The sequence below is a fragment of the Oceanobacter sp. 3_MG-2023 genome (assembly GCF_030688925.1).
Lineage (GTDB): Bacteria > Pseudomonadota > Gammaproteobacteria > Pseudomonadales > Oceanobacteraceae > Oceanobacter.
The window spans coordinates 386,856-402,089 of sequence record NZ_JAUYVX010000001.1; the positions used below are offsets into that span (position 1 = coordinate 386,856).

13 protein-coding genes are annotated in these 15,234 nt (G+C 55.1%); 1 reads left to right on the forward strand and 12 read right to left on the reverse strand.

From position 1 onward, the window contains the following. The first annotated feature begins 93 nt into the window (after positions 1 to 93). On the forward strand, positions 94 to 1,167 hold the full coding sequence (locus Q8W32_RS01725; protein ID WP_303431443.1) for a 3-deoxy-7-phosphoheptulonate synthase: 1,074 nt from the start codon (positions 94 to 96) through the stop codon (positions 1,165 to 1,167). Positions 1,168 to 1,353: 186 nt separating this feature from the next. Here the strand turns inward: Q8W32_RS01725 and Q8W32_RS01730 are convergent, their stop codons facing one another. The 12 genes from Q8W32_RS01730 to Q8W32_RS01785 all read right to left on the reverse strand — a co-directional run bounded on the left by Q8W32_RS01730 (position 1,354) and on the right by Q8W32_RS01785 (position 15,104). Continuing rightward, complete coding sequence (locus Q8W32_RS01730; RefSeq protein ID WP_305413398.1) at positions 1,354 to 2,160, reverse strand: VacJ family lipoprotein; 807 nt, start codon at positions 2,158 to 2,160, stop codon at positions 1,354 to 1,356. 138 nt (positions 2,161 to 2,298) lie between these two features. Continuing rightward, positions 2,299 to 6,243, reverse strand: coding sequence for an ATP-dependent RNA helicase HrpA (gene hrpA / locus Q8W32_RS01735; RefSeq protein ID WP_305413399.1), 3,945 nt, complete (start codon positions 6,241 to 6,243; stop codon positions 2,299 to 2,301). Between the two features lie 310 nt (positions 6,244 to 6,553). Next, a complete protein-coding gene (locus Q8W32_RS01740; protein ID WP_305413400.1) occupies positions 6,554 to 6,976 on the reverse strand; it encodes a ketosteroid isomerase-related protein in 423 nt (140 codons plus the stop codon). A gap of 103 nt (positions 6,977 to 7,079) precedes the next feature. Continuing rightward, positions 7,080 to 7,988: a cobalamin-binding protein gene (locus tag Q8W32_RS01745; RefSeq protein WP_305413401.1), complete on the reverse strand. Its 909-nt coding sequence runs from the start codon at positions 7,986 to 7,988 to the stop codon at positions 7,080 to 7,082. Beyond that, the gene (gene cobO / locus Q8W32_RS01750) at positions 7,985 to 8,590 is read right to left on the reverse strand and encodes a cob(I)yrinic acid a,c-diamide adenosyltransferase (RefSeq protein ID WP_370693664.1); all 606 of its coding nucleotides are present in this window, start codon (positions 8,588 to 8,590) and stop codon (positions 7,985 to 7,987) included. The genes Q8W32_RS01745 and cobO overlap by 4 nt, the downstream gene beginning before the upstream one ends. Next, positions 8,587 to 10,146 (reverse strand): cobyric acid synthase, encoded by a 1,560-nt coding sequence (locus tag Q8W32_RS01755; RefSeq protein WP_305413434.1) that lies wholly within the window; start codon positions 10,144 to 10,146, stop codon positions 8,587 to 8,589. The genes cobO and Q8W32_RS01755 overlap by 4 nt, the downstream gene beginning before the upstream one ends. Positions 10,147 to 10,175: 29 nt before the next feature. Next, the gene (locus tag Q8W32_RS01760; protein ID WP_305413403.1) at positions 10,176 to 10,850 is read right to left on the reverse strand and encodes a histidine phosphatase family protein; all 675 of its coding nucleotides are present in this window, start codon (positions 10,848 to 10,850) and stop codon (positions 10,176 to 10,178) included. After that, entirely contained in the window at positions 10,847 to 11,377 is a 531-nt protein-coding gene (gene cobU / locus Q8W32_RS01765) for a bifunctional adenosylcobinamide kinase/adenosylcobinamide-phosphate guanylyltransferase (RefSeq protein WP_305413404.1), read from the reverse strand. Before cobU ends, Q8W32_RS01760 begins: the two co-directional genes overlap by 4 nt. Continuing rightward, positions 11,374 to 12,168, reverse strand: a complete 795-nt coding sequence (gene cobS, locus Q8W32_RS01770) for an adenosylcobinamide-GDP ribazoletransferase (RefSeq protein WP_305413405.1) — start codon at positions 12,166 to 12,168, stop codon at positions 11,374 to 11,376. Before cobS ends, cobU begins: the two co-directional genes overlap by 4 nt. After that, a complete protein-coding gene (gene cobT, locus Q8W32_RS01775; RefSeq protein WP_305413406.1) occupies positions 12,168 to 13,229 on the reverse strand; it encodes a nicotinate-nucleotide--dimethylbenzimidazole phosphoribosyltransferase in 1,062 nt (353 codons plus the stop codon). Before cobT ends, cobS begins: the two co-directional genes overlap by 1 nt. Before the next feature lie 28 nt (positions 13,230 to 13,257). Then, on the reverse strand, positions 13,258 to 14,280 hold the full coding sequence (locus Q8W32_RS01780) for an iron ABC transporter permease (RefSeq protein WP_303431432.1): 1,023 nt from the start codon (positions 14,278 to 14,280) through the stop codon (positions 13,258 to 13,260). Next, entirely contained in the window at positions 14,277 to 15,104 is an 828-nt protein-coding gene (locus Q8W32_RS01785; protein WP_303431431.1) for an ABC transporter ATP-binding protein, read from the reverse strand. Before Q8W32_RS01785 ends, Q8W32_RS01780 begins: the two co-directional genes overlap by 4 nt. Between the last annotated feature and the right edge of the window lie 130 nt (positions 15,105 to 15,234).

Consider the following 15,234-nt stretch of genomic DNA (forward strand, 5'->3'; position numbering starts at 1 on the left):
GCCCAAAGTGCCGCCCGCTTTAGCAGAGCTGGCTATACTGACCGTCGAGCGATCTGGCCCAACATACAAGCGTCAACCATCATCAGGATTTTTATGACAGACAACCGTGTCGAAGACTTGAACATCGAGTCGATTACCACCCTGATCACCCCCGATCAGCTCAAACAGGAAATGCCTATTTCCGAAGCCGCCGTCAGCTGTGTACAACAAGGCCGCCAGGTGATTCGTGATATTCTGGATCGCAAGGACAATCGCATTTTTATTGTTATTGGCCCCTGCTCAATCCATGACGTCGATGCCGCCAAAGATTACGCCACACGCCTGAAAGCGCTGTCTGAAAAAGTCGGCGATACCCTGTATCTGGTGATGCGTGTTTATTTTGAAAAACCCCGTACAACCGTTGGCTGGAAAGGTCTGATCAACGACCCTTACATGAACGACAGTTTCAAGATTGAAGAAGGCTTGCACATTGCCCGGCGCTTGCTGCAAGACCTGTCTGAAATGGGTCTGCCGCTGTCTACCGAGGCACTCGATCCGATTTCTCCGCAGTACCTGCAAGACCTGATCACCTGGTCTGCCATTGGTGCCCGCACCACGGAATCCCAGACTCACCGCGAAATGGCTTCCGGCCTGTCTTCTTCGGTCGGCTTCAAGAACGGCACCGATGGCAGCCTGTCAGTCGCGACCAACGCCTTGATGTCGGTCGCCAATCCGCATCGCTTCCTCGGTATTAACCAGCAAGGTTCGGTAGCCATTGTGACGACCCAGGGCAACCCGTATGGCCATATTGTTTTGCGCGGTGGTGGTGGCAAGCCAAACTATGATTCCGTCAATGTTTCCCTGGCTGAACAGGCGCTGGAGAAAGCCGGGCTGGCACAAAACATCATGATTGACTGCTCGCACGAAAACTCCAGCAAAAACCCGGCCTTGCAACCACTGGTTATGGAAAACGTCACCAACCAGATCCTGGATGGCAACCAGTCCATTATCGGTCTGATGGTGGAATCCAACATCAAGCACGGTCGCCAGAATATTCCGGCCAACCTGGATGAGCTGGAATACGGTCAGTCCGTCACTGACGGCTGCATCAGCTGGGACGAAACTGAAACAGCGATTCTGACCATGTACGACAAGCTTAAAAACGTATTGCCCAAACGCGGGCAATAATTCCGCCGTCATGCCTTGCTCGCAAGACGGTACCGAAAAACAGCGCCCGGCAAAGCGCTGGAAAAACGATGTAAGGATGTAAGGATGTAAGGATGTAAAAAGTCGAGCATAAAAAAAGCCCCGGTGTTTATCTATCACCGGGGCTTTTTGGTTTTACCGATCCATCACATCAGCATCAACTCAATATCACATCGAATAGGTTTCGCCAGTGGATGCCGGGTCTTGGTCTTCCTTATCCCAACCTTCGTCCCAGTCTTCATCCCAATCGTCATCCCATTCTTCGTCGTCAAAATCGTCAAAATCATCTTCAAAGCTATCGGCCGCCACACCGTCATTCACCAGATATTCCCGCCGTTGCACATAAAAACTGCGCAAGAATATATACCGATCGCCCGTAATCAGGCCTTCTGAGGAAATCAGGTCGGCGCGCAAATCAACAGCCTGCAAGGCGATCATCGAGTAGTCTTCAGTGACGCTGTCGCCTATCCTGGAACTGGTCAGGCCACTCCCCCAGTGCATCACCAAACCACCGGTATCGCGCAAGTTGCTTGGTCCAAGGAGCGGCAGCATCAGATACGGGCCGGTGCCAACTCCCCAATACCCCAGCGTCTGGCCAAAGTCTTCATTGTGTTTTCTGAGGCCAATATGGGTTGCGACATCAAAGAAGCCAAAGAAACCGACCGTGCTGTTAACCAGAAAACGGCCAGTATCCGACGCCGCCTGAGTCAATTTGAGCTGGCCCAGGTCATTCACCACCACCAGCACATCGCCAATGTTGGAGAAAAAATTGCTCACCGAATCATCCACACTTTGTGGTGTCACATACTGGTACGCTTGAGCTGTCGGCTTCAGCACGTATTTATCCATCACCTCGTTGAATGCAAAAACCCGACGGTTAAAGCCCTCCCACGGGTCCAGATTGTCATCAGCGCTGGCCGCTTGGCCAGTGCTGGCCAACGTCAAGAGCAACGTCGCAAGAAGAAGCTTCATCATGATCCCCTCAATCCATTTGGGCGGTATTAAAACAGCTTGCAGGCATGGAAAAAAGCCGCATCTCAATACCGGCCTGTTCCATAAACAAAGACAACCATCATAATGACCAATCGCTGTCCTCACCAGAGCGCCCAGCCACTAACTTGTCAACTCTTGCCAACGTTTATCAAGCCGTTTTAACGACACCGCTTCCTGGGTGCCTAGCGGCTGGGCAAACAGCGACACCCGGAACTCCTCCAACAACCAGCGAAAATCCGTCAGTTCCGATGGTTCATCCAGCACCATACCTTCAGTGAACTTCACAAAAGGCTCATAAACCGAGGCGTATTCTTTCATGCCCAGACGATCACGAGGCAAGTTGCCCTGCAGTTTCTCGATGCGATATTCCATGGCTTTAAGGTAGCGGGTAAAACATGTCAGCCGCTTCCAGCTGGCATCGAGCATAAAGCCGGGTTGCAGCAAACGCTCCAGATTCACCTTGATATCGCTGTAGGCCATGGCGCGATCCAGGCTGACAGCCCCACTCATGCTCTTGAGGATTTTATGTCGCAGGGCAAGCCATTCGATAAATTGCGCCAGTAGCTGCTCACCGTGCTCTACCAATGTCGCTCGACGTAACAAGCGTTGCTGAAAATCACTCTCTTTATAAGGCAATGGCTCATCCAACGGAACAAACACCTGCTGGAAAGCGGCTTCGACCAATTCGTTGGTCAGGGACTGTTGGGTACCCATTCCCTTGGCCTGCAACCAGCGGTTGTTCATACTTTTCTGGATGCGGTTTTTTAACAGCCGCTCCTGTTCGCTCAGCGATTGCCGGAACAGGGTCACCAACCCACGTCGATGACTGCGCCGGGCAGCATCGGCATCCGCTTCCACGGTCAGCTGCAGCTGCTCGTTGTCCACTTTCAGGCACGGGAATGCCCGTACTTGCAAACCGTTGATCTCAGACTGAGTGGCTTCGGGCAAATCGCCAAAATCCCAACGCTGGACGTTTTCCCGCTGCAGCTCATGCTTCACCAAGCCTTGCATCTGACGCTTGCTGAGTTCATTCAGATCGGTTTTTAATGCCTCCAGATCACGACTCTCCGCCATCAACTTGCCGTCTTCCAGCACCTGGATATTCATCAGCATATGCGCAGGTAACTCAATCGCCCTCAAGGTATCTACTTCAATACGGGGCCGGGCTGTCCGGTTCAGGTAGGCACACAATAAAGAATACAAACTGCCTTTGCTGGCATGCGCCCCTTGCAGGAAATCTTCAACGGTATTCGGTACCGGAACAAACAATTTGCGGATGGCTTTGGGCAGGCCCTTGATGATCAGCGCTACTTTTTCGGCAATAAATCCGGGCACCAGCCACTCCACTTGAGCGGAAGGCACCTGCTGTAACATCGCCACGGGAACACTGAGCGAGACCCCATCATCCATGGCACCGGGTGCAAACTTGTAACTCAGTGGAAATTGCAGCCCCTGCCACTCCAGCTCTGCCGGAAAGTCCCGATCAGTAATACCGGCGGCGGCATCACTCAAGAGTTGTTCCCGGGTCAGTTTGAGAGCGCTTTGTTGCGCCTCAGTCGCTTTGCTGTACCAGCGTTCCAGATGCCGGGTAGTCACCACCTCTTCGGGCAAACGTGCCTGATAAAAATCGATCAGGAAGTTGTCATCAATCACCAGATCACGACGGCGGGATTTCTCTTCGTATTCGGTCACCTCGGCAATCAGGTCGATATTGTGCTGCAAGAAATCCGCCCGAGTACGGATCTTCTGTCCGACCAGACCTTCCAGAATCAGTATTTCCCAGGCTTCCCGTGGATGACTGAGGGCATAATTCACCCGTTTGCGCGGATTAACGATCAGGCCATACAGGGTGCTCTGTTCAAACGCCACCACCTGGCCACGCTTCTCATGCCAATGCGGCTCAAAATATTGGTATTTGAGCAAGGGTTTGCCGATTTCCTCAATCCAGGCCGGTTCGATCTTGGCCACGGTACGGGCAAACAACCGGCTGGTTTCCACCAGCTCCGCCGCCATCATCCATTTCGGCTTTTTCTTGTGCTGGCTCGACGCCGGAAAAACAAACAGCTTGCGGTTACGGGCACCCAGATATTCCTGGCCTTCACTTTTAAAACCGATCTGGCTCAACATGCCCGCCAACAACGATTTGTGCAGCGACTCGTAACTGGCCACCTGACTGTTTTCGGTCAGGCCAAGATCCTTGCACAGCAAATGCAGCTGACGATGGGTATCGCGCCACTCGCGCATGCGCATATAGTTGAGAAAATGCTTGCTGCACCACTTGCGAAGCTGGTTCTGGGTCAGCTCCTGGCGTTGCTCTTCGTAGGCATTCCAAAGATTCACCAATGCCACAAAGTCTGAGTCTTCATCTTGCCAGAGGCGATGCTTTTCATCGGCCTGCTGTTGTTTATCCTGCGGTCGCTCACGCGGGTCTTGCACCGTCAGCGCCGCCGCTATAATCAGCACTTCCGTTAATGCACCTTGCTTCTGGGCTTCCAGCATCATGCGGGACAAACGCGGATCGGTCGGTAAACGGCCCATCTGCCGCCCCAAAGCAGTCAGCTTGTGTTGTTTATCGACTGCCTCCAGCTCTTGCAGCAGGGTAAAGCCATCCTTGATAAACCGCTCATCCGGTGGATCGACAAACGGGAAATCCTGCAACCGCCCCAGCCCCAGATGCAACATCTGCAAAATCACTGCCGCCAGATTGGTGCGGCGAATTTCAGGGTCGGTAAATTCATCCCGCCCCAAAAAGTCACTCTCTTCATACAGACGGATACAGATGCCCGGCGAGGTTCGGCCACAACGACCGGCACGCTGATTGGCGCTGGCCTGCGAAATCGCCTCTACCGGCAAACGCTGTACCTTGCTTTTGTAGCTGTAGCGGCTGATACGGGCGACACCGGCATCCACCACATAACGAATACCTGGCACCGTCAGCGAGGTTTCAGCAACGTTGGTAGCCAATACCACTCGACGCCCACCATGGGGTTTGAATATCCGCTGCTGGTCGGAACCACTCAGACGGGCGTACAGCGGCAGAATATCCGTAGCGGGCAAACTGGCACGCCGTAAATATTCAGCACACTCCCGGATCTCTCGCTCGCCGGGTAAAAACACCAGGACATCCCCAGGAGCACCGCCTTTTTTGTCCTCGTTACGCAATTCGGTCAAGGCATCATGCACCCCTTCGAACAAGGTGCGATCAGCCTCCTCTTCCGATTCCCGTACCAATGGCCGGTAACGGGTCTCGACCGGATAGGTTCGACCGGACACCTGAATCACAGGCGCATCGCCAAAATGAGCCGAGAAGCGTTCGACATCAATGGTCGCCGAGGTGATCACCAGCTTCAGATCAGGCCGTTTGGGCAGCAGGTTTTTCAGGTAGCCCATCAGAAAATCGATATTCAGACTGCGCTCATGGGCTTCGTCGATAATGATGACATCGTATTCATTGAGGAAGCGGTCATGCTGGGTTTGCGCCAGCAGAATGCCATCGGTCATTAACTTGACGCGCGTCTGGTCGCTGCTCTGATCGGTAAAACGAATCTGGAAGCCGACCAGCGACCCGAGCTCGACACTCAGTTCATCCGCGATACGCTGCGCCACCGACCGGGCCGCCAGCCGGCGCGGCTGGGTGTGGCCAATACGACCATAACGCCCCAATCCGGCTTCCAGACAGATTTTGGGTAACTGTGTGGTCTTACCCGACCCGGTCTCACCGGCAATCACCACCACCTGATGGTTCTTGATGGCTGAAAGAATCTCATCCTTGCGCTCCGAAACCGGTAAATCCGGATAACTCAAGCGCACCGGATCACTGCGTTGCGCCACCCGCTGCTGACTGGTTTCGATACGTGACAGCAATGTCGCCAGTGCAGACTCAAACGGCTGTTGCCGTCGTTGACTGGCCAGCAACTCTTTCAACTGCCGCCGCAAGCGCAGGCGATCCCGGATCAGACAATGGTCGATCGCCTGGTGCAAGGCCCGCGCATCAATGGCAGCAGGGTGTGAATCGGCGGTTACAGCCTGGTCAGAGGTGGGGACTGAAGAATGGTCGGAAGACAAAAGCGATCCTGAAAACAGCGAATATGAGGGAAATCAAACAGCCATTATACGACGTGTCAGCGCCAGAAGGCAGACGGTAATTTCAACCAGCAAGGCCGCTTGTATCGAGACCAGTCCAACCTGTCACGGCCAGTCACTGGAATGATTCAGAAACCGGCACAGGCACCGCAGCGGATATTTTCATGCCAGCACAATATCCGCTGCATTCTGGCCGTATTTTAGGCCTTCCTGGCAGAATCCTGTTATCCCTGACTGGCACCTCAAACGTACCCGGCTGACCCGCCCCAGGCGCAGCAAGCCCTGAAGCACATCAGTCTGCAGCCACCTCGGTGACCTGGCGAATCCAGTCGTCGAGGTTGTAGTAGCTGCTGACGCGGGCAATTTTGCCATTCTGAACATCAAAAAACGCCCCGGCAGGCAATACATAACGCTGGCCATTGGCGGCGGGCAAGCCATCATCCGTGAGCAGGTATTCGCCATGCACCACAAATTCAGCTGCGGCACGTTCGCCGTCGGGGCTGCTGAGAATCACAATATCTTTCAGCGTTTCCTGGTAGTGCCGGTTCATTCGCTCCATAAAGCGCGCAAAGGCTTCCTTGCCAATTTCTCGTTCGCTCTGGTTGATATCGTGGATCACATCCGCCGTCAGCAAATCCAGAAAGGTCGTCATATCGCGTTGATTAAACGCTTGGTAGTAGTTGAAAATCAGTGCTTCAGTGTGGGAACGGGTCATAGGCAGTCATTCTCATAAGTAACAGACTGACCGAGATTACTACGACTGGGACAGGCCGTGATCAGGCCTGTCATCACGAAAAAGTGTTTTTATGCCGACGGTTTTATCGGGCACGATCGATCTGTTCACACAGCACTTGAATTTCATCCAGCGCCCGTGGCGTCATGCGGTGTAACTTGTCGGCATTCGGATGAATCATTTGCTGGTTTTTCACCGCTGGAATAGTTGGCCAGCGACTCCAGTTAACCGCATCAGCGTCAATATTGCTGTTGTCGTTTGTATTGTGGCTTGGCTGGATAATGACTTCCGGAGCCGACACAATCACCTGTTCCAGACCAACACCGGGGTAATCCTGATCCAGACTGGCAAAAGGGTTGTGTGCACCGCACAGGATCAACTGTTGCTGTGGCCAGGCGTTACCCGCCACCGTGGTCAGCGGTCGCGACCAGAGTTCGTAAAACACGCGCACCGGAGCTTTACCTGCAAAGCGATGGCGTAATTGCTGCAAGCGTTGCTCATACGCCAGCGCTTGCTGCTCGGCACGCTTTTCATGGCCGGTGAGCTGGCCAAAGTGGCGCAACTCGCTGGCCACATCATCCAGCCGGGTTACATCGGAATACACCACGGGCAGACCATAGTGCTGCAGTCGCTCCAGATCCGGTAACGGGTTCCCGGTGCCCCAGACGATGATCAGATCCGGTTTCATTTGCAGGATTTTTTCAATCTGCAAACCAGCGTACGACCCCACTCGGGGAATGTGATTGGCCGCCTCAGGGTAGTTGGCGTATTCGGTGGTGCCGATAATCTGTTCACCGGCACCAATGGCATAAAGCAGCTCTACGATATGTGGCGCCAGCGCAATAATACGCAACCGCTGGCGGTCGGCGGCCACAGCAGTGGCAGGCGTCACCGAAGCAGCTTGAGGTGCTGTCCCGGCTGACATGGCGGGTGCGGTCTGCACCGCCAAGACCGTGGCCAGCCAGAGCCCGCCAATACCATGAACCAACCTCACCAATCGACTCCTTTACGGGCCTTGATACCGGCGTCAAACGCATGTTTGACCGGCTGTACTTCACTGACGGTATCGGCCAGTTCAATCAACCGGGGATGCGCATCCCGACCGGTAATCACCACGGTTTGTTCAACCGGACGATTGGCCAGAGCGTCGAGAACCTCGTCAATATCCAGGTACTCGAAACTGAGCATATAGGTCAGTTCATCTAGCAACAGCACATGAATATCCGGGTCCGCCAGAAATACCTTGCTGGCCGCCCAGGCTTCTTGTGCCGCGGCAATGTCTTTTTCCCGATCCTGAGTATCCCAGGTAAACCCGGTCCCCATCACATGAAACGGCACCCCCAGTTGTTGTAGCAGATCTCGTTCGCCACAGGGCCAGGTGCCTTTAACGTACTGTACAACGGCTGTTTTATAGTCGTAGCCCAGTGCCCGCACAATGGTGCCAAAGCCGGACGTGGACTTGCCCTTGCCATTACCGGTGATCACGATCAGTGTGCCGCGTTTTTCCTGTGCAGCCTTGACCCGTTCGGCGACGGTGGCTTGCTGTTGCTGCATTTTGGCTTTGTGTGCTGCATTTTTATCGAGTGGCTGGCTCACGGGTTGCTCCCTGATAGTGGATGATGGCTGTTTTCTTGGCTGTTTTCTTGAGTGGGTACTTGGGGCCTGGATGCCGAGCTAAACGCCAGCAACGCCGGGATATCAAGATGTTCGGCACAGGCAGCGGCAATACGATCCAGCGCCTGCTCCTGTTGTTGCTGATAATCGTCAATCCGGTCAGTGCTGGCACCGGCCCAGGCCAGAATGAACTGCAAGGCAGATGGCGTATCAAAAACCCCATGCAGATAGGTTCCAGCCACCTGATCGTCGGCGCTATAACAGCCGTCCAGTTGGTTCTTGCCGGAATCCAGTTGTGCAAATGGCCGGGCCGTCGATGGCTCAAGATAATGACTCTGTCCGACGTGTATTTGATAACCGGTCACTGGCACCCGCATCGGCGGCGCTACAATCTGGTGATGGTCGTCATACAACAGCAACTGGCCATGATCGTTGGTGAGGGATTTGTCCGGGAACAGCCGTGTTGCAATCGGCAGATAACCCAGGCCTGTTGCACTGCCCTCCGGGCCTTCGACACCTTCGGGATCATGAATGGCTTCCCCTAACAGCTGATAGCCTGCACAAATACCCATCACCTTGCCGCCATATCGCAGATGGCGGGCGATATCGCCGGCCCAACGCCCCTTACGTAACAGGTCCAGTTCGGCCCGGACGTTTTTACTGCCGGGCAAAATAATCAGATCAGCGCCAGTTAATGGCTGCCCTGGCCCGACATAAGCAAAGTCTACCTGGGGGTGCTGGCGCAGCATGTCAAAATCGGTGTGATTACTGATACGCGACAGCACCGGCACTCGTACCCGCAAGCGAATGTCGGTGTGATCAAGTTGCTGCTCGGTGTCGATGGCATCTTCTGCCGCAGCACCAAGGTTCATAAGGTAAGGCAAGACACCCAGCACCGGTTTGCCCGTGCGTTGTTGCAGCCAGTCCAGGCCCGGTTGCAACAACCCGATATCTCCGCGAAACCTGTTGATCACAAAGCCCACCACCCGCTGCTGTTCGGTCTCAGATAACAGCTCCAATGTCCCCACCAGCTGGGCAAACACGCCGCCCCGATCAATATCGGCAATAATAATCACCGGGCAGTCAACGGCTTCAGCGAACCCCATATTGGCAATATCCCGGTCGCGCAAATTGATTTCTGCCGGACTGCCCGCCCCTTCCACCACAATCAGTTCGTACTGCTGCTGCAAGCGCTGGTGGGATGCCAGTACCGCGGTCATCGCGGTGGTCTTGTAATCGTGATAGGCCGCGGCTTCCATATCGGTAATGGCCTTGCCATGAATAATGACCTGGGCTCCGGTGTCTGAATGGGGTTTGAGCAGCACCGGATTCATATCGACATGGGGTACCAGTCGTGCGGCTTTGGCCTGGAGTGCCTGAGCCCGGCCAATTTCACCCCCGGACGCGGTCACGGCACTGTTCAGAGCCATATTTTGTGGTTTGAACGGCGCCACCGCGATACCAAGGTTGTGGAAACAACGGCACAGGCCCGCCACCAGCAAGCTTTTACCGGCATCCGAGGTGGTGCCTTGCACCATCAGTGTGTCCGGGGATCGCCAGGTATGATTCAGCACGGCTCACTGCCTGCAGGCAACCAGCCGATACACTCCACCACCGGTGCCACGTCAAGGTGCGGCGAAAGGCGGATACGGGTGCGACTGCCATAATGAATCGCCAGCGAGGAATACCAGTTGCCATCCCGCCAGTCGACCGGTAGCAAGTAACCCAGAATCAGGCGAATCACAGCACCGTGGCACATCACTACCACATGCTGCCCCCCATGCTGCTCCGTTATTTGCTGCCAGCCCTGTACCACCCGTTCGTACACCTGTTCGATGCGTTCGCCTCCCGGTGGTGGATTTCCGGCCGGAAACTGGGCAAAGGCTTCCAGTTCGCTCCAGCCATCCGGGTTATCTTCCGGGGGACCAAACAGGGTGGTAAATGGAATGCCGTCCCAATCGCCAAAATCGTACTCCCGCAACGCCGGAACAATATCCAGCGCCATTCCTTGTTGTTGCGCCCAGTGAGCAGCAAACGCCTGACATCGCTGTAGTGGAGAGCTAATGATCGCGTCTATGCTTGTATCCGCAGCAGTAATCGCGGCCAATGCCTGTTCCAGCTGCCGCCAACCGACGGGGCTGAGTGCGATATCAAAACGGCCATACAAGGCCGCCTCACCGTCCACGGCACCGTGTCGAACCAGGTCAATAATCGTATCGCCTGTTGTTATATCGGTTGTCATGCTTGCACCTCCTTTACAATCACGGGAATACCAGCCACTACCAGCGTGACCCGGTCGGCGATTGCCGCCACTGCCTGATTTAGCCAGCCGGCCTGATCGACAAACCTTCGACTGACATCGCCAGCCGGTATCACGCCCAAACCGATTTCATTGGCAATCAGCACCACATCCAACGGGCACTGTTGTAATGCCTCGGTCAACGACTGAAACAAGGCGGGGAAATCCTGCTCAGGAAAATGATAAAACTGGTTGTTTAGCCATAACGTCAGGCAGTCCACCAGCATCACACCCGGGCCGGACTGCTGCGCCAAATACTCAGGCAACGCCAGCGGGACTTCGGCCAGCGGCCAATCCTTTCCTCGCTCCTGCTGGTGCCGCTCAATCCGATGCTGCATTTCATCGTCGAATGACGTGGCAGTGGCGACAAAATATTTGTTCACCTGTTGCCGGGCTGCCAGATCATTGGCAACAGACAGGCCGTAGCGGGATTTGCCCGAGCGAGCGCCTCCCAGTATCAAATGAATCATGCCAGTTGCCCGCCATTCGCAAGGGCCAGCAAAACGCTATAAATCAGCAACTCCTGCAATTGCTGGGCAGCACCGAGGCTATCTCCCGTAAAACCGTACAGATGTTTGCTCATCCAACGTTTCAGCCACCATCGCATGACCACAACTGCAATCACCAGCACCCATGCCGACCAGAACGGCAACCACAGCAGTCCCGCCGCTCCCGTCACCAGTACCTGCATCAACAAGGCGGTGTTCATGGGGTGCGCCAGTGGGTCGCTTTTACTGGTTCCCGGTGCCGATACATACGGCAAATCCTGGGCATGGGTAATCGCCATCGCCCGCGACAAGGGATAACCAATCAATAACGCCAGTAGCAATTCGCCCTGTTCTGCCAGGGCGACCAGCAACAGGTACTTGAACAGCAACGCCAACAACAGCGCACTGCTGCCATACGTGCCCAGTCGGCTGTCTTTGAGAATACGGAGTTTGTGAGGCTGATCCAGGCCCCCATAAAAGCCATCAAAACAATCCGCCAGGCCATCTTCGTGCAAGGCACCGGTCAATAACAGGCTGGTTATCAACAGCACACATACCGCTGGAGCCATACCTAACCCGGCTTCTGCCAGCAGATACACCGGCATCAATAACAACCCCAGCAGCCACCCCACCAACGGAAAGTAACCCAAGGCACTGTGCATTCTGTCAGGGCTATATAGCAACTGACTACTCATTGGCAATCGGGTCAAAAACCCGATTGCCAACTGTAATAACTGCCAATGCTGGCGTAACTGCATCAGAAGACTCGACATCAGACCTCGACCCCGGCGCTGGCAAAGCTGGCCATCTGGTTATAAAAACCTGCCGCGGCCCGCAACAAGGGTAATGCCAAAGCGGCGCCGGTGCCTTCTCCCAGTCTCAGCCCAAGATCCAGCAAGGGGTTGGCTTCCAGGGCCTGCAGCGCCAAACGATGTGCCGGTTCCGCAGAATGATGGCAGAACACCATATAGTCCCGACAGCCGGGTTCCATCCGACAGGCCAGTAGCGCTGCAACCGTGACAATAAAGCCATCCACCAGAATGACCGTCCGTTGCGCCGCCGCCGCCAGTATGGCTCCAACGATCTGGACGATTTCAAAACCACCCACTTCCTGCAATGCAACCGCCGGACTGGCATCGGCATACGCTGCCCGAACCCGCTGCACACCCCGGCCCACCAGTTCACTCTTGAGCAACAGCTGATCATCATTAATGCCCGTCCCCCGGCCAATGACTTGCTCGACTGCCAGGTTTTCTGCCAGTGCCAGTAACGCGGAGGCGGAGCTGGTATTCCCAATACCCATCTCACCCAGCCCCAGCACATTACTGCCTTGGGCAATCACCTCGCGGGCCACGTCTGCACCCAGGTATAACGCGCGCTGGTACTGCTCTGCCGTCATGGCTGGCTGGGCCGAAAAATCGGCACTACCCAGGCCAACCCGACGCCGTAACAGTGACCGATGATCAGCTTCCAGCGGCTGAATCACTCCGGCATCAATCACTTGCAAGGCCATATCACTGGATTGACAAAAGCAGTTGATAGCCGCCCCACCAGCCAGAAAATTCAGCACCATTTGTCTGGTAACAGCCTGAGGGGCAATACTGACGGGATGACGAGCAATACCATGGTCAGCAGCAAACACCAGCATGGTTGGCCGGGTGATCCGGATTTCCTCGTCGCCGCCATCCAGTTGCTGGATCTGGGCCAGTTGGGCGGCCAGTACTTCCAACGCCCCCAACGCCCCCGGAGGTTTGGTTTTCTGATCAATCCGTTGTTGTATCTGCGCCTGACCAGCCTGTCCGAGTGCTGGAATATCAAAAGAAACCGTATGCATAAATAAACGAAACTCCAGTCAGTTCTGATCAGGCCAGCCGCTGACGCATAACCAACAGAAAAAAGACGCTGCCCAAAGCAGAGGTAATAATACCGATGGGAATTTCCTGGCTGGCGACTGCCGAACGGGCAATCACATCCACCCAAACCAGAAAGGTACTGCCGAGCAACAAACAGCCTGCGATCAGCGTTCGGGTCGTAACGCCCAGCCAGCGTCGCACAATATGGGGAATCATCAGGCCAACAAAACCGATACCACCACAATACGCCACGACTGCAGCGGTCAAGGCAGCACAGATCACCAGTGCCAGCGCCCGTAGGCGTACGGCATCCACTCCCAGCGTGCGAGCGTTGTCATCCCCCAGCAACATGGCATCAAAATGACGCCCAAGCAGCAGCAGTACACCACTGCTGACCAACACCACAGGGAACAACAGCCATAATTGACTGCTTTCAACCCGCCCCAGGCTGCCCATCAGCCAGAACAGCACCTTGTTGGCAGCAAAAGGCTCACCGATAAACAGAATAAAATGGGTGAGTGAACCCAGCATCAACGAAATCGCCACCCCGCCCAACAACAACTGCTCGGAACTGCGGGCGAACGAAGTAATAGCCAGAACCTGAACCAGCATCACCGCAAACAAGGCACCACCAAACGCGGCCAACGGCAAGGCCGTGCCGACCGGCAACCAGCCCAGCAGCCAGGCCAGCAACGGCTGCTGTGACAGCATCGTACCCATCAACACGGTGACCACACTGGCCCCCAAGCCGGCACCGGCGACTACACCAAACAGATAAGGATCAGCAAGGCCGTTACGGGTTACGTTCTGTAATGAGGCACCGGCAATGGCCAATCCAGCACCAACCAATACGCCTGCAGCAACCCGCGGCAACCGCAGGTCAGTAAAGATCAATTGGTCCAGAGGATCGACCGGCAAACCGGCGAGACAACGCCAAACGGTATTAAAAGGCAGGTCGGCAGACCCAAAAAACAACGCCGCCAACGGCGACAACAACGCCACCGCGATCAGGATTATCCAGCGATATCTCATATGGCTTGATCCTGCCCCGTCGGTGCGACGGTCTGAGCCATCGGTGCTGGTGGTGAAAAATCGACCCGCAACGCTCCGGCATCGTGACGTACCGCACAAGGCAAACGAAATACCTGCTGCAAACGCCCAGGCTCCAATACCTGCGACGGTGTGCCATAAGCCACTTGTTCGCCATGATCCAATAACAACAACTGGTCGCAGTAATGTGCCGACAGATTAAGATCGTGCAAACTCATCACCACGGTCAGGCCGTTATCCCGAGCCAATTGCCCCAGCAAAGCCAGCACATCGTGCTGGTAATACACATCCAGATGATTGACCGGTTCATCGAGAACAATCAGTTCTGCCCGTTGCACCAGTGCCCGGGCAATCAAGCCGCGCTGCTGTTCGCCACCAGACAAAGAGGCAAACACCTGATCGGCTTTTGTCGCCAGACCAACACGATCTAACGCTTGTTCGATACATTGGTCGTCCTCCTGGGTCTGTCGCCCCAACCAGGACTGATGCGGCAATAATCCCATGCGTACCATTTGCCGCAGGCTGAGCGCAAACACCGTATCATTAAGCTGATGCACAACAGCAATCCGCCGCGCCCGTTGACTCAAGCGGTAATCCGCGACCAATTGGTCACGCCAGCACACAGTACCGGCACCAGACAACTGACCGGACAACGCCAGCAGCAAACTGGTTTTGCCCGCCCCGTTAGGGCCCAGCACGCCCAGTACCGAGCCACGCTTTAACGCAAAAGAGATCTGTTTCAGAATCGGCTGTTGATCAATCGTGAGCACCAGCTTATTGACCGCCAGACCGGAACAACCAACCATGGAGATATCCGACAAAAGTAAGCCGTACGAAGCAAGACCATCAACACCGTGCCGACATGTGCATCCACAGGGAAAGGAGATGGTTCGTGTCTTCCCGCACGAACAAAATTCAAGAGACTGAATCATTCAT

Coding starts and splice junctions, on each gene's coding strand:
- cobT (WP_305413406.1), bottom strand. CDS start 13,229: ATGCATACGGTTTCTTTTGATATTCCAGCACTCGGACAGGCTGGTCAG.
- Q8W32_RS01740 (WP_305413400.1), bottom strand. CDS start 6,976: ATGACCCGTTCCCACACTGAAGCACTGATTTTCAACTACTACCAAGCG.
- Q8W32_RS01780 (WP_303431432.1), bottom strand. CDS start 14,280: ATGAGATATCGCTGGATAATCCTGATCGCGGTGGCGTTGTTGTCGCCG.
- Q8W32_RS01785 (WP_303431431.1), bottom strand. CDS start 15,104: ATGGTTGGTTGTTCCGGTCTGGCGGTCAATAAGCTGGTGCTCACGATT.
- Q8W32_RS01755 (WP_305413434.1), bottom strand. CDS start 10,146: ATGGTGCAAGGCACCACCTCGGATGCCGGTAAAAGCTTGCTGGTGGCG.
- cobU (WP_305413404.1), bottom strand. CDS start 11,377: ATGATTCATTTGATACTGGGAGGCGCTCGCTCGGGCAAATCCCGCTAC.
- cobS (WP_305413405.1), bottom strand. CDS start 12,168: ATGTCGAGTCTTCTGATGCAGTTACGCCAGCATTGGCAGTTATTACAG.
- Q8W32_RS01725 (WP_303431443.1), top strand. CDS start 94: ATGACAGACAACCGTGTCGAAGACTTGAACATCGAGTCGATTACCACC.
- Q8W32_RS01760 (WP_305413403.1), bottom strand. CDS start 10,850: ATGACAACCGATATAACAACAGGCGATACGATTATTGACCTGGTTCGA.
- Q8W32_RS01730 (WP_305413398.1), bottom strand. CDS start 2,160: ATGATGAAGCTTCTTCTTGCGACGTTGCTCTTGACGTTGGCCAGCACT.